The organism is Bacillus sp. S71, from assembly GCF_016625265.1.
In the GTDB taxonomy this organism is placed as follows: Bacteria; Bacillota; Bacilli; order Bacillales; family Bacillaceae_G; genus Bacillus_A; species Bacillus_A cereus.
The window spans coordinates 574,906-599,931 of sequence record NZ_JACVUW010000001.1; the positions used below are offsets into that span (position 1 = coordinate 574,906).

Below are 25,026 nucleotides of genomic sequence, written 5' to 3' on the forward strand. Positions count from 1 at the left end.
TTACAATCTCTTTTTCATTACCTATATCCCACTACGTTGTAACTCGTCCAAGGATATACAATTAAACAACATCTCAAGTTATCTTAGTCGTAATAAGTTGGCCAGCTTCATTAATAGTAACTTTCCATTTCACTCCACTAGCAGTCTTCATGATTATACCTTTACTTGCCTCTATTTCAATATCTCCAAACATTCTTCCACCAGTTGTCGCTAACCAAGCGTTCCCGTTTTCCATAGAAGACCTTGCAAAAATACGATTAATTCGAAAACGCTTATGATCTTGAGAATAACCACTTAATGTAATTCTAACTTTATATAACTGACTCGCCTTCATATTCGATATAATTGTATCGCCAACATTTAATGGAACATCCAACGCGATAACCCAACTTCCAGTTGCGCTTAATGCATATTCAATTTTAATTTTCTTTGGGCTCTCTCCCCACCCAAAATACATTCCAAAACAATTTAACATTTGTATTGGTTTTTTCGTAAAATCCAGTTCAATTACAACTGGATTACTATCTGGAACGTCAATATAGTTTACACTTTGTTCATCTATTAAATTAAAGCAATTTGCGAGATTCCCCCCGTAAGGCACTTTCCCACTTACTTGCTTAATCGTATACTTCTGCTGAGCATTTACTAAAATATCATCTTGATTCCCTATTAAATGTGGTTTATTTAACGTAATCGGTAACTGAATTCGAAGAGATTCTTCATAGGTAGACTTACAAACATTGTACTGTCCTTTATCTACAATAGTTGTAGAAAGTAAATTTGAAAAAAGGTAGTTACGATGCGAATTAGAAGAAAATTCAATGACAATCTGTTCACTACTCATCCGGTACGTATCCCAAATCATACAATCAAATGTATTATACGCACCTGAGCAACGAATTGCTTTTTTCGTTTGTTGTCTACATTGCACTTGAATATCATGAAACGTATTTCCTGAACTTTCATTTGGCAAATCACTATTTCCATCTACTTCAATCCCATACACACATCCATCAATAAATATTGATTGAAATACATTGGCGTTAATCCAGCAAGGTGTATTGATATCATCTATATACTCTGTTTTCAAATATATTGCAGTTTGAAAGTTTTTAATTTGAATAAATTTAACTTGAAAGAAACTAATATAATCCCATGCCTTTTGACAATAAAAATGTATAGCTTTTCCTTTATACGATGGAGTTGTATTTATTATATTTATATTTGATATAACAGATTGATTAGGTACTTCGATTTGTTGTGAACCAGAAACATAAATGACAGCAGATTGAAACAATGAATTTATAACTTGAATAGTACCACCAACAATCGAAGCGTTACTTTGTAGCTCAAACGCATTAAAATCCCCATCAATTTGCAGCGTTACGGTAGGATCTAACTCTAATCTTACGTTTGATTTAATAACAATCGGCTTTACAATTTTGTACGTATTTACCCCTGTAATTCTAACCGTCGAAATTCGATTCGCTACACAATAATCAATAGCTTGCTGAATTGCTAATGAGCTATCATTTCCCGAGTTTGGAACTGCGCCAAAACAATCGATGTGAACGCTACCTTCTGGCGCACAATCTTCTTGGGAAGAAATATATTCTGACAAGATAAATTCACTCCTCATATTACCTTTTTCATATAATATGTGAGTTCTCTCTTAAAAGTTTCTATAATAAAAAAAACAAACGACCTACCCGGTCATTTGTTTAATTCATATATATTTTTCGTTTCTTCTATCATTTTAGTTAACGAGAAATACCTCACTGCTTTCTCTCGTGCTTTCAATCTAATATCATTTACCTTTTCTTCATTACCTTGTAGTTCCTCAAGCGCACTTGCAAATTTAGATTCGCAATATTCAGATATCAAAACACCTGATTCTCCATCTATTACCGCTTCATGTATTCCACCAACATCTATTGAAACAATTGGTGTCCCTGTAGCCATCGCTTCAATTACTACCATTGGAAACACTTCACGAAAAGATAATAAAAGTAAGGCATCCATATTCCCTATAAACTCATGTGGTTTTGAAATATTCCCTAACATCTTTACACTCTGTTGCAACCCATATTTTTCTATTTCTTTCATAATCGATTCTTTCTCTGGTCCATCACCAGCAATATAAAACAAAAAGTCATCTCTTTTTTTCAACACATTTGCAATCTTTATAAATAGTTGATGATTTTTCTCTTTAGATAATCTAGCTAATATCCCTATTTTATATGTAGATTCTTTCTTTTTCTGCTGGAATAAAAACTTTTCGATATCGACACCATTATAAATTGTATTTATTTTTTCTTCTGCTACATGAATTGAAATTAAATTATTCTTTTCAAACTCACTTACTGTAATAATATTGTTCACATATTTATTCATGAAATAACGAAAAAGAGTTGGCATTTTCTTTTCTAATATCGTTACATTATGTTTCGTATAAACAATCTTTATCTTTTTTTTAATAAACTTTTGAAGTAGAAAAGCATATAATACCATTCGCAAACTATTTGCATGAATAAGTTCTATCTTTCGTTTACAAATTTCGTTTCGTAAATAATAAATATTTCTCAAATGATTCCATCGACTAATTAATATAAAATTTTCTTTTCTAGTAAGAGATTCATATAGTTCTCCATCACCTGCAGCTGTATAAATCTTAAAATCATCATAATGCAAATTACTTTCCAATTTACAGAAATAGCTCTCGGCTCCGCCAGTTATCAATTTATCTGTCATCAACAGTATATTCATAATTGCGTCTTCCCAACTACATTAATTTTATTTTTTTTATAAGCATGATAAGCATACTTACTAAAATAGTAAAAAATTTGCACCGAATTCAATCGTTCTTGTTCCCTTAACAATTTCCAATACCGGAAAGCTGCTCTAATTTTATTTCTAGAAACAGAATTTGTAACAATTCTATATTTTGCTAACACTTGCTGTATCCCTTTTGCTTCATACCCTTCATGTAATAAGTTCAACCATAACGCTGTATCTTCCGGCTGTATACTAGGCATTTCGACATACGGAATTTTTTCACGATCTATCATCACTGTTAAACACCCGATAATTGTATTTCCTACTAAATAATGATAGTCAACAGATTTTGGTACACTCACTTCGCGATTTAATTCATTACCATTTTCATCAATTAAACTATACGACGCATATGAAAAAGCAATATTCATTTCTTCCATAAATAACAATTGTGTCTTCAATTTATGTGGCAACCATATATCATCACTATCTAAAAAGGCAATGTACCTTCCTCTTGCCTCTTTGATCGCTAAATTCCGAGCATTAGCAGCACCTACATTTTCTTTTAATGATAATAACCTAATTCGTGAGTCTCCTTCTATTATCTCTTTAATTTTTGCGGCAGATTGGTCGGTTGAACAGTCATCAACGATAATCATTTCCCAGTTTTCATACGATTGATTCTGTACAGATGAAATTGTCTCACCTATAAATCGTATACTATTATAAGAAGGTGTTATTACAGAAACATAAGGCGGCTCGTTATGTGCTGATAGACATTTTACCATCTATCTTTCCCCTTCCTTCATATATTGAAATATACTTCACAACAACTGCTAAAAATAAAAAGAACGCTTCGTTAATAATGAGTGACAATGACATCATCTGAAATAAAAATGCAATCATAGTCAATAGAAGATATGGTTTTTCACGAAACAAAGTATGCTGCGCTAACTTGAACATTAATATGAATAAAAACGCGCTATATAGAAGAAAACCAATTGTACCCGATTCAGACAAAATTTCTAAAAATGTATTGTGTACATATAATTTTTCATTAAATTGATACTCATAATAATTCGAAAAGTTAAAAGCACCAATTCCAATATATGGATTAGATAAATAATATTTAAAAGCAGCTTCCCATAATGTAAATCTACCACTTCCATTATCATGGGAAAAATCAGAAATTCGTTTATTTAATATGTCATCTAATTGGCCCCCCATTACACTGTTCGATAAACTAAAAATAACTACACTAAACAATACTAAACTCATAATTATTTTTATTTTTTTGGCGAAACTAGACATACATATATATACAAAAACGACAAGCACAAGCGCTAATATACCACCCCTTGAAAAGGTTAATAGACTCGTCGTAACACATAAAATTAACCCTAGGATGTTAGTGATATTTTGTAAATTCGTCATATAGTACATAAAAAATATTGTATTATAGAAAATAAAAATGTTAGGATCATCTAGCAATCCAATTAACCGTGGATATCCTCTATCCACTAATAACCCAGCAAAAATTTCTCTCTCTTCTCCACCGTATAAACTAAAGTATTGTAAACCGATTATATAGAGTATTAGACTTACAACATTAAATACTACTCCTACATAAGCAATAGATGATTCAAGTACCACTATTTCAGTATTCCCCAATAAATTCCTCATTATAAAATAGCATCCTAAAACGAGTAGCACGCCAAAAATCATACGAATACTAGCATTTAAATACATAGAAAGAATTCCACTTAAACAATAAATGAAATAAAACAGTAAAAATACAACTTCATGAAAATATAACTTTTGAATATGAAAGTTTTTAATTGTTAAACAAAAATATATGACTAAAAAAATCATATATATCTTCAATGAAAATCCAATATATAAATTGTATTTACTTAACATAACAAATAATATTAGAAGAATAATCCATCCCATCGATACTTTCATATTATTTTCCATAGGCTATATCCCCTGTTTCGTAATATAATCCTTTTTGCGTATTTTTCTTATAAAAGAAAGAAGAAGTTTTTTCAGCTCATAATCATATAGGAATATGGCAGCTACTACGATTAGTATATTAAGAACAAGCGCAATTAAATGATATGTATGCAATATATATTGCACTCCAATAAAGGTTACACCAAAATAAATTGTATACGGTATTACAATTTGGAATACAATTTTTTTCTTCACTACACTTACCGCTATGTATCCCACTAAAGCGACGATTTCAAATAAAACCATAGCATATGCCGCTCCTATCACTCCACCAATACTACTAAAGCTATAAAGCATAACCCCACCTATCACCAATGCTACACACTGCACAACAGTCCTCTTATTTTGACATCCACTCGTCGTTAAACCGTCAGCAATGGCAATATTTAAACTTTGTAGCACAATAAGAAATGATAATATTTGGAGTGGTTCTACTGCATTGCTCCATTCTTCATGAAAAAATATAGAAATAAAGTATGGTGCTAAATGATATAAACCGATCGTCATACATATTCCTACAATCGCCATTGATTTAATTTGAAGTAAATTTAATTTCGTATGCTCTTCTATATTATTCTGGTTATAATGCTTAAAGAGCACTGGAAAAAATGCACCTGCAATTACCCCTGGTACTTGATATAAAGCTGCCGGCATCCGGTACGCCACTGCAAAAACACCTACCATACTTAATGGTAATGTATAGTTAAGCAAGATAGGCGCTAATTGTGGCGTACTCATTATTAAAAAACCGCTAATAATAAAGGGAGTTACTTGCCAAAATAACGCTTTATGAATTACGACTTTCATATTCATTTTCGTCTTTCTTCTCATGGTATATATACTGAATAAACCACCAATCATATACCCAAAAGCATATAAGCGAGCCGTTACATACACCGGTAACTCTCCGAAAATACAAAAACATGTAATTATAATGACAACTGATGCTGATACAACTTTTATGAGCGCTATATACTTCATACGTTCCGTCAGTTGAAAATAGGCAATTCCTATGTTTTGCCAAGTTAATCCTATTAACATGAAAAACATTACGTTTATCATCATATAAATTAAATTTTTATCCGCATACATATAATGAATAACAATATAACCGATTATAGAAATAAGAATAAGTAGAATCATCCTTATTTTTATATACGATGATAAAATCTTCTCTAAATCTGCTCCATCCTTTGCCCCTTCTCGAAGAAACGTATTACTAAGTCCTAAGTCTGTAAAAAATAACATAACAAACGTCACTGCTATGGCAACACTAAACATCCCATAATGTTGTGCGTTAAAAAAGTTTGCTAAAACAATTAAACTGACGGCCTGAAGAAGGTTAGCTAAAATCGTACTATAAAATAGATGGATAATATTGTTTAGAATAGATCTACCCATACAAGTTCTCCTTTGCAAGTAACCTACTTACATATGTTGTTTGTTTACATATATATTTATCTTGCACCATTACCGTTCAATACAATTAAAACGGTTTTACATAAAATACGGATGTCCAGCCGAAATGTTTTCATTTCAATATACTCCATGTCCAGCCTCAACTTTTCCTTTGGATCAAGATTATATCCTCCATTTATTTGTGCCCATCCTGTTAATCCTGGTTTTACCATTAAACGATCCTTAAATTCTGGAATAAACGTATCAAACTCATTATAAAAAAACTCTCTCTCTGGTCTAGGGCCTACAAAAGACATATCTCCTCTTAAAATATTTAAAAGTTGTGGTAATTCATCAATTCTCGTTTTTCTTATAAACAATCCAACTTTTGTAATTCTTGAATCATGTTCTTTTGCCCATTGTGGGCCATTTATTTCAGCATCCTTTACCATTGATCTTAATTTAAATACATTAAACTTCTTCCCGTTTATACCTAAACGTTCTTGAAAGTAAATTGGAGCCCCTGATGTTTCTAAAGTAATCATAATACAAAAGAACAACATAATTGGTATCGTTAATAGTAACAATATGATTGAAAATATAATATCAAACAAGCGTTTTACACTTCGATTCAATATGCTAGGCTTTTCTTGAGCCGGAATCGTATACAACTTGGCTTGATTTGTTTCACGAATCATGGATCGTTACCCCCACATTCAAGAATATAAAATTATACCTATTAATTCACATTCTTTCCTATTTATATCCGCTATTACTTTTTGCACTGTACGTAGTGAATCTTTTCGCTTTTTAACTGCTAAGACCATTCCATCGCATTTCTCTGCAATAATGTGCGTAGCAGGAAGATCAAATACTTCAGAAGAATAAAAGAAAATGTAATCAAAATCTTCTTTCCACTTAGCAATCGCATTATCAAATTCATCCATAGCAACTAAGGGCGTCCCTGTGTGTACTGTTTTTTTTGCAGGAATACAATATAAGTATTTAGACAAATTACTAGAAAAAGATTCATAATTGCAGGGGAAAGAGCTTATTATATCGTTTACGGTTATCATGTGATCACTTTGTAATAATACATGTAATTTAGGGTCAGAAAAATTCACATCAATAAGTAACACCTTTTTCTTCATTTCTGCAAACACTAGACCCATATTTACTATAAGTGAGGCAACAACCCCTCTGTCCTTCGTTGAACTAACCGTGAATAGTTGTTTTCCAGATTTTCTCAGCTCGTGATACACCGTATAAAACTGCTCTTTCATCAGATCATCATGCAAATCGAATGGCAGCTGTTTCTTTGTCCTAAACATCGACATGTTCACCTCGATATATAGATGATTGTTTATCAATCTCTGTAGATTTCTGTTTTCTATTCGGTTTCACATTTATGTGACCAATAACAGAGACTGTTGTTATTTTCTCTAAATCTTGTTCCGTGTATATACGTTCATCAAAATAATCTCGAAATACAGCTAAACCTATCCCAACAAAAAAACTAACAATTAAAGAAATAGGAATGATCAGTTGAAATTTCGGAAACAATTTTTCAGCCTGTTCCTGTAACTCAGGATCCGTCAACACTTTCACACCTTGTACATTTGTGTACTGTTGAAAACTTTGTTGTGATTGCTCTGCCAATGTCTTTACAATGTCTTTCACGACTTTCGGATTGGAATCTTTTACTGTAACAGTTACAATTTGTGAATTGTCCGTATTCACTACCGAGATTTTTTGTGCTAATTCATAACTTGATTGCTCTAATTTCAAAGTTTTTTTGACTGTTGAAATAATTAATGGGCTTTTTAAAATATCGACATACGATGTTACTAGTTGCTTATTTTCTTGTGTTTTATTTGTTGAATTTTCCTTATTAAACTCATCTAAATTCCCAACAAGAATTTGCGTTGAATATTGATATGACGGCTTTAAAACATACATAGAGATAAGAACTAAAGAAGCGGTTAAACAACACATCGTTAAAATAATCGTTACGAATCTTCTTTTCAATAATTGTTGAAAATCTTTTATACTCATTTCTTGCTTCAATTATTTCACCGCCCTTTTCTGAATAACATCCTGCAAGTCACTCTTTACAGATACCCCTCTCTTCTTTCTATCTACTTGTTTTGTTACATACTTTCCGACTCTGAATGCAAATTTTTCTACATATATATACGAAAGTATTGCAAGTATAAACGAAAATATAAGTGAAAAAATTAAAATAATAGGCAACGGTAATATTTCATGGAACATGTATATAAGGGAAAACAACGATATAATATGGTATAAATAAAGACTGTAAGAAATCTTCCCCAAATATAACAAGTATTTATTGCGTAGCAAGGATGACAAAGTTGATATTGACAAACTTAATATGACAAATAGACTTGCACTTATCGCCACTACGTAGTCTCGAAATATAAAATTATTGAGTACTTTAATTTCTCCAATAAGTCCTTCATACATAAAAAGTAAAATCGCAAATAAAAACCATGCAATTTTCGTGTTTTTAGTACAATTACTATAAAAAACTATTAAATTATTTTTATACTTCGCAACTAGTGCCCCCAATAAAAACAGCACCGTATAATGCAACGTTAATGCATAGCTTGTTAATGTTAAGCCCGAGCGAAACAAAAATAATATTACGACAGAACATATACTAAAACTAAACAATAATAGTAATGAACACCTTAACGTTTTTCGTAAACAAATCATCAAAATTAACGGAAAAATTATTGATATTCGCATTTCATGGACAAGTGACCAAATCACACCGTTATATGCATCTGTATTATATTTCCCAACCAATAAAATATGTTGCGCTATTAAGCTTGGAGAACTTTCAATCGTCCATGAGCGATTAAACCATTCACTTAAATAAGAAATACCATATTCACTAATTGTAGCCTGGCATATAATAGCTATAATTATTGCCACAATATAAGGAATATATATTCTGCATATACGTTTTAAAAGGTATGACCCATAGCTACTATAGGTTTTTTGAATAGATTCATACAAAACAAATCCGCTCAAAACAAAAAAGATAATAACAGATTCGTTACCACTACTAAAAATAAGACGAGCAGGCGTTTCTTTTAATAGATACACAACAAATGGTTTATTATCTTCATAGCTGTAATTTTGAAATGCTGAAAAAATCATTAAATGATGACCGATCATTACTATTAATGAAGAAATCCCTCTTATAGAATCCAATTCCTCGTATCTCTTCATCTTTTTACATCAACTCCTAATGAAATGATAATAATCATTTCAAAGCGACATCTTTATTCATATTCCTCTCCTTTCTTTTCATTCCAATTTTTCATATTAAAATGATTTTATAGTATAAATTTGAGTGTATTGTAACATTTTTTGTAATATTATGAATAGAGAATCTCAAAAATTGGTATATACCAATTTCAACCTCGAAAAATGAGTAATATTGATAGAAAAACACTATAAAAATTTCTTGCATATTTACAAAATTAAAGAGATGAATAGCGTTTTTTCAATATAAAATAAAAAAGATAGCCTACATAGGCTATCTTTTTTATTTTATTTAATTACTAGCACCACTATATGCTACATGTCGTTTCTCAATTCTCTCTTCAATTTCTTTCATATTTTCTTTATTATTTAATAGTGATTGTTTATTTTCAATTAATAATTGTTTAAAAGATTTTCTCACTTTTTTTCTCATTTTCATTGTCCTCCTTGGGGGATGGTTTATATAAAAGATAAAGAATTATCTGTGTGTCCTTATAATAATTGATTGTTGTGAATTCTATTTGAACTTCATATGAAAATTCCGTTTATTTTCTGACAACTTTGTGAACACGAAAAAAAGACTCTCTAAAACTATGTTGAAATTAATTCACTTCATTATAAAAATTACTATTCCCATCAACTTTTATCATTATATCTTGTCGAAACATTTATATATTTAAAATTGAGTTCGACATAATTTTATTTACTATAATACTGTTTACAAAAACAAAAAGAAGGTGTCACCAAGTCAAATTTCGACTTATGCAACATCCCTCTTTCCAAACTATTTATAGCATATTTATTAATATTTCAGGTCTTCCCCAATTCATTTCTTCACAAACAAATCTAAGTTTTTCTTCATCCATTGTGTGTAATCCCTCTTCTAGTAAACATGAAATTGGAACTTCACAGTGAATTTGTGCTAATTGCAACGAAATATTTAAGTTCTCTAAATCACTTTCAATCTTCGTACGCTGCGCTTTTGTTAATGATTCTACATTTTCTAGTACAGCGGATACTGTTCCGTGCTCTTGAATAAGCTTATACGCTGTTTTTTCACCGATACCTTTTACACCTGGATAATTATCACTTGTATCTCCCATGAAAGCTTTTGCATGGACGATTTGCCACGGCTCTACACCTTTTTCTTCCATGATTTTCTCCGGTGTGTAATATTCGTAATTTCCAATTCCTTTACGCAGAAGCATAACTGTAACGTTCTTATCAACAAGTTGAAGTAAATCTGTATCACCAGTTAAAATATAAACTTCAGCTTCATTGCAGTATTGTTTTGCAAGCGTACCGATACAATCGTCCGCTTCGTAGCCTTTCATACCGATAACTGGAATGGATAATTTCGCAGTCATTTCTTGCACTAAATCAAATTGAGGAATTAATTCTTCTGGTGGCGCTGCACGATTTGCTTTATAATTCGAGAACGATTCTGTTCTAAATGTCGTACTTCCCATATCCCAGCATGTAACGATATGTGTTGGTTCAATCGCTTGCGTAGCTGTTAACAAGTGTTTCATATAACCATGAATCCCATTCGTAGGGGTTCCATCTTGTCGTTTCATAAATTGTCCGTAGACACTTGTTGCGTAAAAAGCACGAAATAATAGTGCCATACCATCAACTAATAATACTTTTTTCATAATTCCTCTCCTATTAAAAAAATAATAACCTCACGTTATCACGTAAGGTTATATAAATAGATTACCATTCTACGTTTTTGCTCAACTTTGTCTATTATACATTGTTTTTGTATATTTAGCACCATTAACACATTAAGACATTCTACTACAACAAGTATGCAATATGCCTGAATACGTATTTTTTCCAGTAGAAACAACGACAGCCTTTGCACTTCCACTAACGATATGTGAACCTTTAAAACATACATTTTCAAGCTCAAGTGGATTATAATCTTTCATCCGTTTTAATGGAATAAATCGTTTACGTTCAAGGTGATAGCAGCTTTCAAACTTCTCTATACTCGCTTCGTTTCCCGTTAATACAGACTCATTCACTAATAAATCATCTGCATAAATAATACGTACATCAGCTGGCACAGCATCTCCAGCCGAAAGAAAAATCATATCTCCAGGTACAAGTTCTTGCACTGGTATCTCCATCATTTTCAGTTCACTATTTAGCCCTGTACTACTAGAACATTCTACTCTAGATACAGTAATCGTTTCACGTTGTAATTCATCACACACACGTTGTTTTGAAAAACCTGGAATCATGCCACCAAGCTTCATCATTACTTCTGCAAGAATTGCTCTTTTTGAAGTTAGTTCATTTCGGCCATATACTTGAATACGTTTTTGCGCCTCTTTCATTGATAGTCCGTCTCTTGTTGTTTTAAAATATGCAAATACAGATTTTACATCTCTTGTTGCAATTTCAATTAATAAATCTTTATTTTTTTGGAGCATTGTTTGTTCTTTTATTGATTTTTTATTTAGTTTATATGACGTGTTACCCACAGTTTTGTTTGCATATAACATATTATCGTCTCCTCCTTTACAACATAGGAAGAAACGCTTTGTTTCTCAATTTATCCACTTTACTGTGAAAGTGTCTAGCGCTTTATAAACGCTACATTGTGATAAATATAGAGGGAGGAACAAATCGTTTCCTGCCTACATCATATATTTTTGATTTGAAGTATATGGGTAACGGAACCGAGTCAGAATTTGACATGCTCCTCACCTCCTCGTTTAATTTTATAGTTTATACTATGAAATTACTCATAGCTTGGTAACAAAAAAGACCCCTACCCTTAAGAGAGTAGTGGCCATTACATACACAAATAAACGATTTCTAATATAATTAGAAATCTACGGACCTCTCCCTCGCCGAGTTTTAGCACTGTATAGCATAGGTACATTACCAGCTACGTTAAGAAAAACCTTAATTCGATCATTCCTGTTGACCCATTGGCGTCTCTCGACATTTTTGGGCAGTAGCATTTCTCTATACAGGAGCCTCACCTAACAGAGACTTATTTTCATTACATTGAAAATGTTACTCTTATTTAAAATAGATGTCAACAGTAGCCTACAATTTTTTCAAAAGGTATGGCAAACTAACGTATATAAAGTGAAACTTTAATCAGTGGGGGTTTTGTTCATCCCCCACTGATTATTAGCCCTCACCAATCGGGCTGCCCGGCAAATAGCGGGATAAAATAAAAAACTTTACGTTTAAACGTAAAGTTTTTAATAAGTTATACAACCAGCGATTACAATCCCAATCGAAAGCGATAAAAACATAAGAAAAAGACCGACTGCTTGATTATCTTCTTCGAGACTTTTGTTTATATTAAAGCGTGGTGTAAGCCACTCAGCTAAATAAAAGACGATAATTTGAGCCAAAATCCCAACTGCTCCCCACGAAATCATATCAAGAAGTGAAATTGAATTAGCTGCTGTCGAATATAAAACAACAGCTAACCCAAGTAATCGTCCTCCAAGCACATAGCTTACCGCCTTATTTCCTTGAGCCATTAACTTAAATTCCTTTACTTTCGTTGTCACTTCCATCAAGAACAGACCTATACATAAAAGGCCGAGTGTTACTGCTAAATATAATAAAAAATTAATCATTTTTCCCCCTCCTTTTTATACCTACCGGTAAATAGTACGATTCATTTCCTGTAATCTTTTCTCCCGCACGAATACCGATACTACTCGCTTTTCCAGCAATTAAAAACGAACCAAACACATATGACAGTTTCTCGATCCCTTTTTCTGTTTCCAAGGATACGACTGGCAGTTCGGTATACTTTTGAAATATCGGCAGTGACGCTTTATACGTTTCGTGTGCATTTTGAAGCATAATATTTTCGTCTTTATCGCGAATCGTAATTGTATCTCCTTCTCTCCCAAATGAAGGTTTTTGAACGAAAGAACCTTTTCCTAAAAATAAATCTGGTTCTAAATATGTAGGTAACATATATTCTTTAATCCACTGTTGTTCCTCATTTGTATAAAAGATCTCTTCTTCTGCTAACCCCCAAATAAGACACTGAATTGATTTTGGCTGAAGTAAAAATGCTGACAAAGGATTTATTATAAAAAGCTTTCCGGCTTTTACAAGTTGTAACAGTTCCACACCTACCAAATCTCCTGTTTCAGGATCTTGATCCTCAATTAAATCTTCTATCGGATATGTTTGGCGATATAAAACATCAATCTTCGCCCCATCTTTATCGACTAGAGCATCCTTTGTAATTCTAAGTTCTGACATTGGCACTACTTTATTTTCAACATGGCATAGCTGACTTAAATACATAGTGGTATTCCAATCCTCGATATGTTCATGATGTGCTGTAAAAACAACATTTGGATTATCTAATCCCTTTGTCGCTTCCATTACTGCTTTCGTTACACCAGAAGATAGCAATCGTTCTTGATCCGAGTTTGGATCATCATAGCCTAGATTTTCACATACTTTCCCATTCATTTGAAAACATTCCACAATAAAAGTTGGTGTATCACTATTAAACTCAAGCATTTTGATTTTATTATCCTCTGTTACAGCAAAATCAAATCGCGAAATTACAGATTCAGGATAAAGCCCTTTCATTCTAATGAATGATAAACTCGCGGATGGAAAGCCAAGATCTAGAAGCTGTTCGTCACTTAAATTACGCAGCAGTCTAGCAGTCTTAAAAAATATTTTCCCCATTCGTTCAGTCGCTAAGTGTAATTGGTCCAAAGTCTGATTTGTTATAGAAAAAACATGAAACAAACTATACTCACATTCATATAAATCCGACCAAAAATTCGGATATTTTAAATAAAATTCTTTTCGATCCCTTATGTATTGCGACATATTTTAGCCCCCAAATCCTCCCTTTGAACCGCTTCCAATTCCACCTTTAAATTCAGCAGACGATTGATACGATTTAAACGCCGATGAATTTTTAAAAGTGGATTTATTTTGATAGTATCGCCCACCATAGAAATAATGCCCACGATAACCTGAACTACTATCATCACACTGCCATACCCCAAGTTCATCATCCCAATCCCAATCAGAACAACTATTATCATTCGGTTTTGGGGGAAGATCTTGCGCGCAGCCAAATAAAGTGCCAGTCATTAAAGACGTTACGACACCACCTACTAGCCATTTCGTTTTTGTCACCTTCGCACTCCCCTTTTTAAATTCTATTCCTATTATATAGGATGGCATGATAAAGTAGAAGAAAAAGGAAGAAGAGGGATTAAATGCGCTTAGAATATCGACTTAATGATGAAACGAAAGGGTATCCTGCTTTATGGAACTACGCCAATATTTCTAATTCTGAAATTATCGCACGCATGACTTGTGAATATTTTATTAAAGAGAAAAATACTTATGTTGTTACTGCAACTTCGGTTGATCCAGACGGAACAGCGGTTATTTATATTCAAAAAGAAGTTTTCGCCAATGACCCTTCAGACCCTACATACTCCCACATCGGTTTTGAAATTAGAGAACTAAGTGAAACGAGTTCAAGCTTAGTAGATAGTCAAGATGTATGGAACTACGAAGAAATTTTACCATCTCTTCATTCAGATATTATATATATTCAGCGAGACGGCATGTCTATGGAATTCTCCTTGGATTCAAGAGAGATTGATGAAGACAGAAAGTGCTACATTTATTACGGAAACTTCACAGGTGAATCAAGATAATATTGATATATCTATGCAACAAAAAAACCTTACGTATAAAACGTAAGGTTTTTATATAGCCCCACATATGCCGTTCTCTCTAGATGTCCATAAACCTGCTCTCACAGGTGGATGCTCTCACAAATGTTTGTAACTTCCTTCTTAAAAAGATGGCATGTTAGCTACATTTAAATATTGAACTTCCATATTAAACTTATTGGTTTAAGACATGCATAAGCTACGTACACCGTAGGAATTTTATATAAGGTTAGTTGAAATAAGACCCCCGCACGTGCCGCTCCTCGTAAATGTCCAAAAACCCGCTACTCGCAGGTGGATGCCCTCACAGTTACCGTACATCTTCCTCCACAAGGAAGGCTTGATGATGGTCGCTAAATATTGAGCTTCCGTATAACTAACATCGGTTTTAGACATAAATAAGTTACGTACACCGCAGGATGTATTATTTACTTGTCGTTATATTATCACATTGTTTCCCATGTGTAAAATACAAAGTTTTTCGAGCAATCTCTTGCTTGTGACCTTATTTTAATACAAATTATTTTTGCATGCAAGTGATTAATCTTCTTCTTTTGCAATTTGATTTTCTGGATAAGAAATCCAATCACTCCAGCTACCTGCATACAATTTAACATTTTGGAATCCAGCCAATTTTAACGCAATGATATTTGGACATGCCGTAACACCAGAACCACAATATACAATGGTTTCCTTATCTTTCGACAGATTTTGGAATCGTTCTTGTTGCTCAGCTTCATTCTTAAATTGTCCTGATTGCAACATTCCATCCTTCCAAAAATAGTTTGTTGCTGTCGGAATATGTCCTGCTTTATGATCGACAAGTTCCTCTACACCAGCATAACGTTTTGGCTCTCTTGAATCAATTAACGTAACATCTGCACCTGCCTGGATATTCTCTCTTACTGTTTCCATCGATACAAGCATATGATCTTGTATGTTTGTTTTAAATGTTTTTCGTATAACAACAGGAATTTCCGTTGTTGTCGGTAGTCCATTCTCTTTCCAAACCGGGAAACCACCATCTAATATATATACTTTCTCATGTCCTACATAGTTACATAACCACCATAAACGAGCAGCATTTGCACCAGCTTGACTGTCATACGCAATTACTGTCGTATGTTCATCAATACCAACCTCCGAAAGCTTGTCCGCAAACTCTTCAATGCTTGGCAACGGATGGCGGCCACCATGTTCTGCTATAGGACTTGATAAATCTAAATTCAAATCAAAATATAACGCATGAGGAATATGTTCTTCTTCATACTTTTCTCTACCCCAATTAGGATTCGCTAAATCAAAACGACAATCGATTACACGGACGTTCTCATCTTCTATATGCTCACGTAACCATTCGACTGTAACTATCATCTTTAACGACCTTCTTTCTCTTGTAAACGACTTACATACTCCATAACCATTTCTTCTGTAACATATTTACGCTGCAAGGTAACACCATTTTTTGCAAGATCATTAATTTGCTTTGTTACAACATTAATGACATCAACCGAAAATTCTTTCCCATTTGACGCAAGAGATACGGCTGCTTCAATGGCTGCTTCACGCTGCGCATCTAATTGTAAACATGCTTTTACACTTTCATTTTGTTTACGAGAATGTGCTGTAATTGCTTTATGTACTTCCATCTTCTCTTCCCCCTAAATAAGTTATACGTTCTAATTCAATTCCATTGCAAGCCGAATCATATCACGGCATACAATGCCATTTTCAATAATCTCTTCTTCATAATGCTTCGAAAAGTAATCAAAATCAATAGAAAAAATACGAAATCCACATTTTTGATATAAAGCAAGTTGTGAAACACTAGAATTGCCTGTACCAATTTCAAGTTTTGACATACCATATCCTTTAGCAGTTTCTACGGCATGCCTTAATAGCTTCTTCCCAATCCCTTTTCCTTGCAAATGCTCTGCAACCGCAATATTCATGATTTCCATCGTCTTCGGCCTTGTTTCCAAAAGAACATACACACCGATGATGCTGCCCCCTTGCTTTGCTACGTATGTTAACCCTCTTTGTACATATATAGCTATTTGCCGTTCACTTGGATCAGCAAGTAGCAATAAAGACTTCGGTATAGCCTCTTTTAAAATACGTTCTATTACAAAAGACATAAAAAATCCCCCCATCTCTATTGTTCTAAACCCTCCTTGTCTACCATAAATAATAGAAAGGAGGGATTCACCATGGACAACAATGAGAAAAAATGCAACGTCATCTCTATTGATGGAAAGAAGAAGAAAAGCGACACGTATTCCTATCCAAAATTAGTAGTTGAAAATAAAACATACGAATTTTCTTCATTCGTCTTATGCGGTGAAACACCAGATGGCAGACGACTCGTTCTTACTCATATGATTTCTACCGATGAATTTGCTGGATTTGTCAAATCTTTAGATACTGTACTGCAAAAGAAAATTGAACGAATCTTTTTCTCATAACGACTATATAACATAAATTTCTTTTTCAATCTCTACTAACTGATTGTGCAATTGTTCTTTACTTTGTTCATATAGAGATACATCGATCGTTTCAGCCAATGCAAACAATATACTTTCATAATAGTTCATTACATCTTGTTGCATCACTTTTTGGAATAAGTTCCACTTCATATCCCATTCTTGCTTATAATGATGGACAAATAAATCTTTTTCATCGGCTACATAGTTTGATACAAGCGGTTCTAATACAGATTTAGCGTCTTCTTGCATAAAAGCTTTGTCATTCTTTTCAAAAAAGCTTTTCTCATTTTTAAAATGTGCCAGTGCTTTTTTGAAATCTTTTATTTCAACTGAAGGGAACGGTTCTTTATGTGTAATATCTTTATATTCATACTCAACTGTTCCATTCATAGAAATTGATTGATTTTCTACTTTACAGTTCACTACAATTTCGTCCTTTACACGCTTCATCGCTTCGTCTATCCATTTTTCAAGTCGTAATGATGTCGCACGCATTTCTTGTAATAAATCATGCTGAATAAATGCTACTAATTCCATAACACACTGTTGCAATTGTGTTTTCACATTTCCATCGGTTCGAAGTGACGCCGGATTAATAAATTCAGTAAACACATCGTTATAACGTAGGAATAGACGCTGTTGCACGTAATAAAGCAACTCTTTCACTTCATTTTGCATCGCCTGTTCTTCAGCAAGTACACTATATGATGAAATAATATGAAGTAGTTGATCACGCTCTGCTTCATATTTTTTCATTTGCTTCTCTTTCTCTTCATTCCCCTGCTTTGCACCATTTATCATGTTTACTAAAAGCTGATTTGCCCCTTGCAACGCACCATATAGAGCATGCACAGAAACAAGCATTAAATCTCTCATCATAAAGGACGTAAATGATTCCTCAAACTTAGTAATTCCAGAGTTTTGTAAAATACCATACTTCTCTTTTTCAACATTCTTTCCTTGTTTCTCTTCAAGCGCACATAAACTTGAAATTGCAAATAAACGCGGATTTCTAATACCGTATTGCAGTAGCTGATCTGCGATATAACCTTTTACCATTTCAAGTTCTTCTTCAGACTCTGCTAAATCCGCCGCATTAATTAAGAAGAACATTTTATCAAGGGCAAAAGTATCCTTTACACGCCCAAGCTGAATTAAAAATTCACGATCAGCACGAGAGAATACATGGTTATAATATGTTACAAATAAAATAGCATCTGCATTTTTAATATACTGGAATGCAACATCCGTATGGCGAGCATTAATAGAATCCGCTCCAGGTGTGTCTACAAGCGCTACCCCCTGCCTTGTTAAAGCACAATCATAATAAAGCTCCATATACTCAACGAAGCATGATTTTTCTTCATTCGCTACATAATCAGAGAACTCTTCTAATGTGACTTGTACTTGTTCTCCTAAATAAGTAGAAACTGCATCATACCCTTTTTGTACCGCTCGTAAAAAGCTAAATGTTGTTTTTTGCTTCCCAGTCGGTGAAGGATATTTCATAACTTTATCAATTTGTGCTAACGCCTCATCTAACGTAGTAATCTCATAATGAAACAGCTTATAAACAGCTTTCATATCTTCTAATAGAGCTTGCTTTGATTTGAATTGAACCATTACTGTTCCGTGTGGTTTTTCCTCTGTAACCGGCAAAATTTGATTAATCGTTGCCGTCGTCGGATTTGGTGATACAGGAAGTACCTTCTCACCAAGTAAGGCATTGGCAAATGATGATTTCCCAGCACTAAAAGCTCCGAATAACGCTACTGTAAATTGTTTCGTTTCCACACGACGCCTTTTTTCTATCACCTCTTGCTGTACATGTTTCAGCGCTGGCAATGGCTCTAATATCATTTCAGCTTTCTTCACTTTCTCTAATATACGCTGAATATTTAAAGCTGCCGTTCCTTTTATCTCTTCTTCATGAGCCGCTACGTTATCATTTACCATTTCCTGCTCTTGTAGTGTGAATTTCTCACTAACAATTTGTTTTTCACGTTGCAATATCTCCTCTATTTGCAATCCTTCTGGTGTAGCAACACGCTCGTGCCAAACATTTTGTAAATAACTTTCATATGTCTCTAAATTGTTACTGTATTGTAATTCCGTCTCTTTTGCCGTTTGCAACATCGTATATTTTTCAATCTCTTCTTCCATACGAGCAACTGCTTCCTTCACTTTTTGCTTTAAAACAACTGCACTTTTATCAAAAATTTGCTGTGCTTTTGTAAAATAACGTTTCTTCAGTTCATTCGCTACATCCGCTGTATAAAGAAGTAAGTAATCACCTGTGAAACCTGCACCTTGTTTAATGACTTCAGCTAACATTTCTGGTCCAAAAGCGATTTCTAAAGCATATATGTCTTTCCCAATTTCCTCCGTGAACAATCCTTCTTCTTTTAAGAAGGCTACAATAAATTCTTTCACATGAAAATCAAGTTGCGTTTCAACAGTCTTTTGAAGGGCAGAATAAAACGCCTCTACACGTCTTTGTTTTTCTTGCTCCGTCTTTCCTTTCGCAAATAGCAAACCAACTTTAAACTTTGTTAATTTCGTTTCTAAATATGCATTTGCCAATTCTCTCATTTCAAATGGCATTAAATACGCGTTATCTAATATAGCTTGTAAACCTTTTATAAATTCGTTTCTCACATGAGATTCTTTACTAGCCTCGCGATGTTTAGTTTCCGTTAGCTCTTCTTTCTTTTCAACTATTTCTGAAATCAAAAGCGGTGATGCTAACTCTTCCTCATATGTCAAAAGAGCTTTTTCATTTTCAGAAACAATAAACGAGAAATGTTCTCCCATTAAATGTTCTGTTTCTCGCTCCATTCCCTCTCTTACATACTGCTCTTTTTCTTTCATAATAGAAGTAATTAATGTTTCTAAGCTTCCAATTTCATTATGTGGATGGTTCATCATTCGTAATGACGTATAATAAACTCCATCTACTTCAATATCCCAGTTAGAGAACGATTGTTTCACACTATCTTTATAATCCTCAAATGATAATTCATTTTCTTTATGTTTATCTATTTGATTTACAACGAGATAAACCGTTTTATTACGTTGTTTCAATTCTTTAACAAATTGCAAATTCACTTCCGATTGGACGTGATTATAATCCATCATATAAAAAATTACGTCTGCTAGATGTAGCGTTGATTCTGTCGCTAGTTGATGGGCATCATCTGTTGAGTCAATCCCTGGTGTATCAACTAACATAACACCCTCAGGAATTGGTGCATCATTCCGATAAATATGAACACCAATTACCTCATCGCCATCTTTACAAATTTGCTTTAATTCTTCTGCTGAATATGCACCGTCATATTCGTACTGTTCTCCAGATTTAATCGTTACAACAACACGATCAAATCCCTTTTCAATTTTAACGACGTTAGCGCTTGTCGGAATTGGACTTGTTGGTAACAACTGCGCTTTATATAGATGATTCATCATCGTTGATTTCCCTGCTGAGAAGTGACCGCAGAACGCTATCATAAGCTGCTCTCGTTTATATTTTTGAATTACTTCAAACAACTTTAAGCTATTCTCTGCATCGCCGTGTTTTTGCCACTCTTCATAAAAACAAACAAGTTTTTTCATACCGTTTGTCTGTACTATGTTTGTCATCCCCTTGTTCCCCTTTATCCAAGATGTATATACTTTTCCCCGCTAATTGCGAGCTCATAACCAGTGAGAGTTACACCTACCCATTGATTACAGTTTCACTTTACTATCATACTAAATTTTCAGCATATTCTCATTAAAAATAAAAAATCCCTTTCATTCTTTTTACAAATGAAAGGGATTTTATGTCATATCACTCATTTTGCTGTTCCTACTCCATTTAAAACATACTTTGCAATAACTGCATATACAGCAACTGTACCTGCTACTAATGCATATACCATACTCATGCACCAACCTTTTTTGATAATGATTATCACTTTTGAATACATTTTATCATTAAAGAGAATCATTATCAACACTTTTCATAAAGAAAGCTCCTTATAAGAAGGAGCTTTACTGCCTGTTTTGAAAAAGGTTAAAACTTGTTGTGCACTCTTATTATATCTCATCCTACATAACTTAACAGTTTAAAAAAATGGAAATATCCCCTATCCCCTCCATCTTACATTTTGTATACTAAAAGGGAATTACTTAACAAGGAGGAAAAAAATGACACAAAATCTCACACAAGGCGAGAGGATACACTCCATTGATATTATTAGAGGAATAGCTGTATTAGGTATTTTTCTTGTTAACTGGCCAATTATTGCCGGGGTTGACTCACGTGATATTACAGGAATTTACGAAGGGATAGACAGCTATATTCGCCTATTTTACGATATGTTTATTCAAACGAAATTTTATACAATTTTTTCGTTTTTATTCGGATTAGGTTTTTATATTTTTATGAATCGTGCTGAGGCGAAGACCGATCGTCCAAAAACTTTGTTTGTTCGCCGCTTACTTATCTTATTATTATTCGGGTTCTTACATTACGTTCTTTTATGGGACGGTGACATTTTACATACTTATGCAATTACCGGGTTTTTCTTATTTTTATTTTACAAAAGAAAGACACGTACTATTTTAATATGGTCAATTGTACTATTAAGTTTCATGCAATTGTTCACATTATTAGGTTCTCTTGTCATGTTATTAGTGCCGGTAGATGAACTAGGCCTTTCCATAGCCATTATGCCGTTAGAAAACTGGGGCTTACAAATTACAGACAGATTCTATTCATTCTATTCTGAAGCAATAAGTAACAGTCTTATTATGCTTCCTGAAACACTAGGATTGTTTTTACTCGGATTATATGCCGGTAAAAAAGACATTTTCCGCCGTGCTAAGGAATTAGATCCAAAACTTAAAAAATGGCAAATCATTATGTTCATTTTAACATTACCGATGTGGTTTATTATGGTTTACTTCTTTATGAACAATCAACCATACACACCATTTTCACTTATGGGCATTACGATGATAAGCGGAAAGACATTGTTCATCTTCTACATTGTCACGTTAATGCGTTTATTACAAAAAGAAAAATGGCAAACGTTATTACGTCCATTCCAATACGTTGGACGAATGGCATTAACAAATTACATCTCGCATACAATTGTTACATTACTTGTATTCGGGCTATTGTTTAAAAATGATTATCTGGCTCCACTATGGGTTGGACCACTATTCTGCATTAGTTTCTACACGTTACAAATCTTTATTAGCCGCTGGTGGCTTTCACATTACCAATACGGACCACTTGAGTACATTTGGCGTCTTGGTACTTACGGGAAAATGATGCCACTTAAAAAGAAAAGCAAGGTCTCATAACGAGACCTTGCTTTTTTACGCTTCTCTTACTGCACTTTGCATAGACACCGGCTCTTCTTTTACTTTCACTTTACGCTGCGGCACCATATTAAATACGATATTTAAAAGTACTGCTGACGCACTTCCAAGTACAATTCCGTTATCTGTTAAAATACGAATGTTTTCAGGAAGTTGTGAGAATAATGTAGGAACAACTGTAACCCCAAGCCCAATTCCGACAGAACATGCAACAATTAATAAGTTTTCTTGTTTGCCAAAATCAACGCTACTTAACATTTTAATACCATATGCCATTACCATACCGAACATTGCGAGCATAGCACCGCCAAGTACTGATTTCGGAATGATTGTTGTAATAGCTGCGATTTTAGGAATGAATCCAAGAACGATTAACATACCACCGCAAGTATAAATAATAACGCGATTTCTTACTCCAGTTAATTGAACAAGTCCTACGTTTTGAGAGTAAGTTGTATATGGGAACGCGTTGAAAATGCCACCTAACACCATCGCTAATCCTTCTGCTCGATAGCCCTTTGTTAATTCTTTTTCACCGATTTTTTTATTGCAAATATCAGATAATGCAAAGTATACACCCGTTGCTTCCACAATCCCTACACAAGCAACGAGAATCATCGTAATAACTGGTGTTAATTCAAATGTTGGTGTACCAAAGTAAAATGGTTGAATACCATGGAACCAATCAGCCTCTCCAACCGCTTGCAAGCTTACTTTCCCCATAAACGCTGCAACGATTGTACCGAACAATAGACCTAGTAAAATAGAGATTGAACGAATAAATCCATCAAAGAAACGATACATAATGATGATAAATAGTAACACACCAAATGCTAATGCTAAATTTTCAAGACTACCGAAATCCTTACTTCCTACTCCGCCAGCCATATCATTAATTGCTGCTGGAACAAGTGTAACTCCAATTACAGTAACAACAGATCCTGTTACAACAGGTGGAAATAGTTTTACAAGCTTTCCAAATAATTTCGCAAAAATAACAACGAATAACCCAGCAGCAATAATTGCTCCATAAATAGAAGACACACCGTATTGTTTTCCAATCGCAATCATCGGTCCAACGGCTGTAAATGTACAACCGAGTACAACGGGAAGTCCAATACCGAAAAAGCGATTTGATAATGCTTGTAAAATTGTTGCAACGCCGCACATTAATAAATCAATTGAGACTAAATATGTTAATTCTTTTTGATTTAAACCAAGTCCACCGCCCACAATAAGCGGAACGATAATTGCTCCAGCATACATTGCAAGCATATGTTGCATACCAAGCGATGCAATTTTAAATGGATGCTGCTTCATCGTTTATTTCACCTCCGCAGTTTCTTGCTGTACAAATGTCACTGTGCCGTTATCAAGTGATGCAATTTCTGCTAGTGATTCAACACGAACGCCTTGTTCACGAAGCTTCTTTCCTCCATCTTGAAATGCTTTTTCAATAACAATTCCAATTCCTGCAATACTTGCTCCTGCTTGCTCTACCAAACTCATTAAACCTAAAGCAGCCTGACCGTTTGCTAAAAAGTCATCGATGATTAGCACGCGATCATTTTCATCAATATGATTTCGAGATAATGAAATTTCATTTGTTTCTTGTTTTGTAAATGAATATACGTTTGCAACGTACATATTATCTTGTAACGTTAACGATTTACGTTTTCTTGCAAAGATTACTTTTACACCAAGCTCTAATGCAGCCATAACAGATGGTGCAATGCCTGAAGATTCAATCGTCACGATTTTTGTAATGTTCTCTTCTTTAAAACGTTTAGCAAATTCTTTTCCGATTTCTTGCATAAGTACTGGATCAATTTGGTGATTTAAAAATGCATCCACCTTTAATACGTCACCAGATAAAACCTTTCCTTCATTCAAAATCTTTTCTTGTAATACTTTCATGTTTGTTCCCCCTCTTATGCAATAAAAAAACTCCAAAAGCCGCCACCACTCGT

Annotated in this window: 25 protein-coding genes, 2 other RNA genes and 1 riboswitch; of the genes, 3 read left to right on the forward strand and 24 right to left on the reverse strand. The window is 33.8% G+C overall.

From position 1 onward, the window contains the following. Positions 1-73: 73 nt before the first annotated feature. The 15 genes from IBT51_RS02710 to IBT51_RS02780 all read right to left on the reverse strand — a co-directional run bounded on the left by IBT51_RS02710 (position 74) and on the right by IBT51_RS02780 (position 14,646). Positions 74-1,621 carry a glycoside hydrolase family protein gene (locus tag IBT51_RS02710; protein WP_046392531.1) on the reverse strand — a complete coding sequence of 516 codons (1,548 nt, stop codon included), beginning with the start codon at positions 1,619-1,621 and terminating at the stop codon, positions 74-76. Positions 1,622-1,713: 92 nt separating this feature from the next. Beyond that, a complete protein-coding gene (locus IBT51_RS02715; RefSeq protein ID WP_049108362.1) occupies positions 1,714-2,766 on the reverse strand; it encodes a glycosyltransferase family 4 protein in 1,053 nt (350 codons plus the stop codon). Beyond that, on the reverse strand, positions 2,763-3,563 hold the full coding sequence (locus tag IBT51_RS02720; RefSeq protein WP_200457998.1) for a glycosyltransferase family 2 protein: 801 nt from the start codon (positions 3,561-3,563) through the stop codon (positions 2,763-2,765). The genes IBT51_RS02715 and IBT51_RS02720 overlap by 4 nt, the downstream gene beginning before the upstream one ends. Then, entirely contained in the window at positions 3,538-4,752 is a 1,215-nt protein-coding gene (locus IBT51_RS02725; RefSeq protein WP_000429880.1) for an O-antigen ligase family protein, read from the reverse strand. The genes IBT51_RS02720 and IBT51_RS02725 overlap by 26 nt, the downstream gene beginning before the upstream one ends. A gap of 3 nt (positions 4,753-4,755) precedes the next feature. Continuing rightward, the gene (locus tag IBT51_RS02730) at positions 4,756-6,192 is read right to left on the reverse strand and encodes an oligosaccharide flippase family protein (protein ID WP_049108364.1); all 1,437 of its coding nucleotides are present in this window, start codon (positions 6,190-6,192) and stop codon (positions 4,756-4,758) included. A 56-nt stretch (positions 6,193-6,248) separates the two neighbouring features. Continuing rightward, positions 6,249-6,887 (reverse strand): sugar transferase, encoded by a 639-nt coding sequence (locus IBT51_RS02735; RefSeq protein ID WP_000617645.1) that lies wholly within the window; start codon positions 6,885-6,887, stop codon positions 6,249-6,251. 18 nt (positions 6,888-6,905) lie between these two features. Next, entirely contained in the window at positions 6,906-7,526 is a 621-nt protein-coding gene (locus tag IBT51_RS02740; RefSeq protein WP_049108365.1) for a CpsD/CapB family tyrosine-protein kinase, read from the reverse strand. Continuing rightward, positions 7,513-8,256: a YveK family protein gene (locus IBT51_RS02745; RefSeq protein WP_000807062.1), complete on the reverse strand. Its 744-nt coding sequence runs from the start codon at positions 8,254-8,256 to the stop codon at positions 7,513-7,515. The genes IBT51_RS02740 and IBT51_RS02745 overlap by 14 nt, the downstream gene beginning before the upstream one ends. Beyond that, positions 8,257-9,450, reverse strand: a complete 1,194-nt coding sequence (locus tag IBT51_RS02750) for an acyltransferase family protein (RefSeq protein WP_049108366.1) — start codon at positions 9,448-9,450, stop codon at positions 8,257-8,259. It lies immediately after the preceding gene. A 328-nt stretch (positions 9,451-9,778) separates the two neighbouring features. Then, a complete protein-coding gene (locus IBT51_RS02755; RefSeq protein ID WP_001228048.1) occupies positions 9,779-9,919 on the reverse strand; it encodes an FbpB family small basic protein in 141 nt (46 codons plus the stop codon). A gap of 355 nt (positions 9,920-10,274) precedes the next feature. Continuing rightward, on the reverse strand, positions 10,275-11,141 hold the full coding sequence (locus IBT51_RS02760) for a 5'-3' exonuclease (RefSeq protein WP_000757069.1): 867 nt from the start codon (positions 11,139-11,141) through the stop codon (positions 10,275-10,277). Between the two features lie 132 nt (positions 11,142-11,273). Continuing rightward, entirely contained in the window at positions 11,274-11,999 is a 726-nt protein-coding gene (locus IBT51_RS02765; RefSeq protein WP_049108367.1) for a P-type ATPase actuator domain-containing protein, read from the reverse strand. 335 nt (positions 12,000-12,334) lie between these two features. Next, a riboswitch (M-box (ykoK) riboswitch) is annotated at positions 12,335-12,500 on the reverse strand. Positions 12,501-12,713: 213 nt separating this feature from the next. After that, positions 12,714-13,100 (reverse strand): DUF350 domain-containing protein, encoded by a 387-nt coding sequence (locus IBT51_RS02770; protein WP_000606862.1) that lies wholly within the window; start codon positions 13,098-13,100, stop codon positions 12,714-12,716. Then, entirely contained in the window at positions 13,093-14,331 is a 1,239-nt protein-coding gene (locus IBT51_RS02775; protein WP_200457999.1) for a glutathionylspermidine synthase family protein, read from the reverse strand. Before IBT51_RS02775 ends, IBT51_RS02770 begins: the two co-directional genes overlap by 8 nt. 3 nt (positions 14,332-14,334) lie before the next feature. Next, positions 14,335-14,646, reverse strand: coding sequence for a hypothetical protein (locus IBT51_RS02780; protein ID WP_000169030.1), 312 nt, complete (start codon positions 14,644-14,646; stop codon positions 14,335-14,337). 83 nt (positions 14,647-14,729) lie between these two features. Here IBT51_RS02780 and IBT51_RS02785 point away from each other — a divergent pair, with 83 nt between their 5' ends. Beyond that, entirely contained in the window at positions 14,730-15,179 is a 450-nt protein-coding gene (locus IBT51_RS02785) for a hypothetical protein (protein ID WP_001235522.1), read from the forward strand. 54 nt (positions 15,180-15,233) lie between these two features. Here the strand turns inward: IBT51_RS02785 and ssrS (IBT51_RS02790) are convergent. From ssrS (IBT51_RS02790) to IBT51_RS02810, 5 genes are all read right to left on the reverse strand, one after another. Further along, a non-coding RNA gene (ssrS, locus tag IBT51_RS02790) (6S RNA) lies at positions 15,234-15,417 on the reverse strand. 21 nt (positions 15,418-15,438) lie between these two features. Next, positions 15,439-15,621, reverse strand: a non-coding RNA gene (gene ssrS, locus IBT51_RS02795) — 6S RNA. 116 nt (positions 15,622-15,737) lie between these two features. After that, positions 15,738-16,571 carry a sulfurtransferase gene (locus IBT51_RS02800; protein ID WP_089170718.1) on the reverse strand — a complete coding sequence of 278 codons (834 nt, stop codon included), beginning with the start codon at positions 16,569-16,571 and terminating at the stop codon, positions 15,738-15,740. A gap of 2 nt (positions 16,572-16,573) precedes the next feature. Next, positions 16,574-16,846 carry a YpbS family protein gene (locus tag IBT51_RS02805; protein WP_000451820.1) on the reverse strand — a complete coding sequence of 91 codons (273 nt, stop codon included), beginning with the start codon at positions 16,844-16,846 and terminating at the stop codon, positions 16,574-16,576. Positions 16,847-16,876: 30 nt separating this feature from the next. Further along, entirely contained in the window at positions 16,877-17,335 is a 459-nt protein-coding gene (locus tag IBT51_RS02810; RefSeq protein ID WP_000011410.1) for a GNAT family N-acetyltransferase, read from the reverse strand. 72 nt (positions 17,336-17,407) lie between these two features. Between IBT51_RS02810 and IBT51_RS02815 the strand changes: the two genes are divergently transcribed. Continuing rightward, positions 17,408-17,662 (forward strand): DUF3931 domain-containing protein, encoded by a 255-nt coding sequence (locus IBT51_RS02815; RefSeq protein WP_000369740.1) that lies wholly within the window; start codon positions 17,408-17,410, stop codon positions 17,660-17,662. Positions 17,663-17,665: 3 nt separating this feature from the next. Here IBT51_RS02815 and IBT51_RS02820 read toward each other — a convergent pair whose 3' ends face one another. Beyond that, positions 17,666-21,325, reverse strand: a complete 3,660-nt coding sequence (locus tag IBT51_RS02820) for a dynamin family protein (RefSeq protein ID WP_200458000.1) — start codon at positions 21,323-21,325, stop codon at positions 17,666-17,668. Between the two features lie 194 nt (positions 21,326-21,519). After that, entirely contained in the window at positions 21,520-21,654 is a 135-nt protein-coding gene (locus tag IBT51_RS27195) for a hypothetical protein (RefSeq protein ID WP_001997119.1), read from the reverse strand. A 220-nt stretch (positions 21,655-21,874) separates the two neighbouring features. On the opposite strand from IBT51_RS27195, the gene IBT51_RS02825 reads away from it, so the two are divergent. Further along, positions 21,875-23,038 (forward strand): DUF418 domain-containing protein, encoded by a 1,164-nt coding sequence (locus tag IBT51_RS02825; protein WP_000193179.1) that lies wholly within the window; start codon positions 21,875-21,877, stop codon positions 23,036-23,038. A 15-nt stretch (positions 23,039-23,053) separates the two neighbouring features. Here IBT51_RS02825 and pbuX read toward each other — a convergent pair whose 3' ends face one another. Continuing rightward, positions 23,054-24,376, reverse strand: a complete 1,323-nt coding sequence (gene pbuX, locus IBT51_RS02830; protein ID WP_000809230.1) for a xanthine permease PbuX — start codon at positions 24,374-24,376, stop codon at positions 23,054-23,056. A gap of 3 nt (positions 24,377-24,379) precedes the next feature. Beyond that, complete coding sequence (locus tag IBT51_RS02835; protein ID WP_000866496.1) at positions 24,380-24,973, reverse strand: xanthine phosphoribosyltransferase; 594 nt, start codon at positions 24,971-24,973, stop codon at positions 24,380-24,382. Positions 24,974-25,026: the final 53 nt, after the last annotated feature.

Coding starts and splice junctions, on each gene's coding strand:
- IBT51_RS02740 (WP_049108365.1), bottom strand. CDS start 7,526: ATGTCGATGTTTAGGACAAAGAAACAGCTGCCATTCGATTTGCATGAT.
- IBT51_RS27195 (WP_001997119.1), bottom strand. CDS start 21,654: ATGTATTCAAAAGTGATAATCATTATCAAAAAAGGTTGGTGCATGAGT.
- IBT51_RS02815 (WP_000369740.1), top strand. CDS start 17,408: ATGGACAACAATGAGAAAAAATGCAACGTCATCTCTATTGATGGAAAG.
- IBT51_RS02770 (WP_000606862.1), bottom strand. CDS start 13,100: ATGATTAATTTTTTATTATATTTAGCAGTAACACTCGGCCTTTTATGT.
- IBT51_RS02750 (WP_049108366.1), bottom strand. CDS start 9,450: ATGAAGAGATACGAGGAATTGGATTCTATAAGAGGGATTTCTTCATTA.
- IBT51_RS02730 (WP_049108364.1), bottom strand. CDS start 6,192: ATGGGTAGATCTATTCTAAACAATATTATCCATCTATTTTATAGTACG.
- IBT51_RS02720 (WP_200457998.1), bottom strand. CDS start 3,563: ATGGTAAAATGTCTATCAGCACATAACGAGCCGCCTTATGTTTCTGTA.
- IBT51_RS02715 (WP_049108362.1), bottom strand. CDS start 2,766: ATGAATATACTGTTGATGACAGATAAATTGATAACTGGCGGAGCCGAG.
- IBT51_RS02825 (WP_000193179.1), top strand. CDS start 21,875: ATGACACAAAATCTCACACAAGGCGAGAGGATACACTCCATTGATATT.
- IBT51_RS02810 (WP_000011410.1), bottom strand. CDS start 17,335: ATGTCTTTTGTAATAGAACGTATTTTAAAAGAGGCTATACCGAAGTCT.
- IBT51_RS02785 (WP_001235522.1), top strand. CDS start 14,730: ATGCGCTTAGAATATCGACTTAATGATGAAACGAAAGGGTATCCTGCT.
- pbuX (WP_000809230.1), bottom strand. CDS start 24,376: ATGAAGCAGCATCCATTTAAAATTGCATCGCTTGGTATGCAACATATG.
- IBT51_RS02805 (WP_000451820.1), bottom strand. CDS start 16,846: ATGGAAGTACATAAAGCAATTACAGCACATTCTCGTAAACAAAATGAA.
- IBT51_RS02800 (WP_089170718.1), bottom strand. CDS start 16,571: ATGATAGTTACAGTCGAATGGTTACGTGAGCATATAGAAGATGAGAAC.
- IBT51_RS02755 (WP_001228048.1), bottom strand. CDS start 9,919: ATGAGAAAAAAAGTGAGAAAATCTTTTAAACAATTATTAATTGAAAAT.
- IBT51_RS02775 (WP_200457999.1), bottom strand. CDS start 14,331: ATGTCGCAATACATAAGGGATCGAAAAGAATTTTATTTAAAATATCCG.
- IBT51_RS02735 (WP_000617645.1), bottom strand. CDS start 6,887: ATGATTCGTGAAACAAATCAAGCCAAGTTGTATACGATTCCGGCTCAA.
- IBT51_RS02835 (WP_000866496.1), bottom strand. CDS start 24,973: ATGAAAGTATTACAAGAAAAGATTTTGAATGAAGGAAAGGTTTTATCT.
- IBT51_RS02765 (WP_049108367.1), bottom strand. CDS start 11,999: ATGTTATATGCAAACAAAACTGTGGGTAACACGTCATATAAACTAAAT.
- IBT51_RS02820 (WP_200458000.1), bottom strand. CDS start 21,325: ATGACAAACATAGTACAGACAAACGGTATGAAAAAACTTGTTTGTTTT.
- IBT51_RS02760 (WP_000757069.1), bottom strand. CDS start 11,141: ATGAAAAAAGTATTATTAGTTGATGGTATGGCACTATTATTTCGTGCT.
- IBT51_RS02725 (WP_000429880.1), bottom strand. CDS start 4,752: ATGGAAAATAATATGAAAGTATCGATGGGATGGATTATTCTTCTAATA.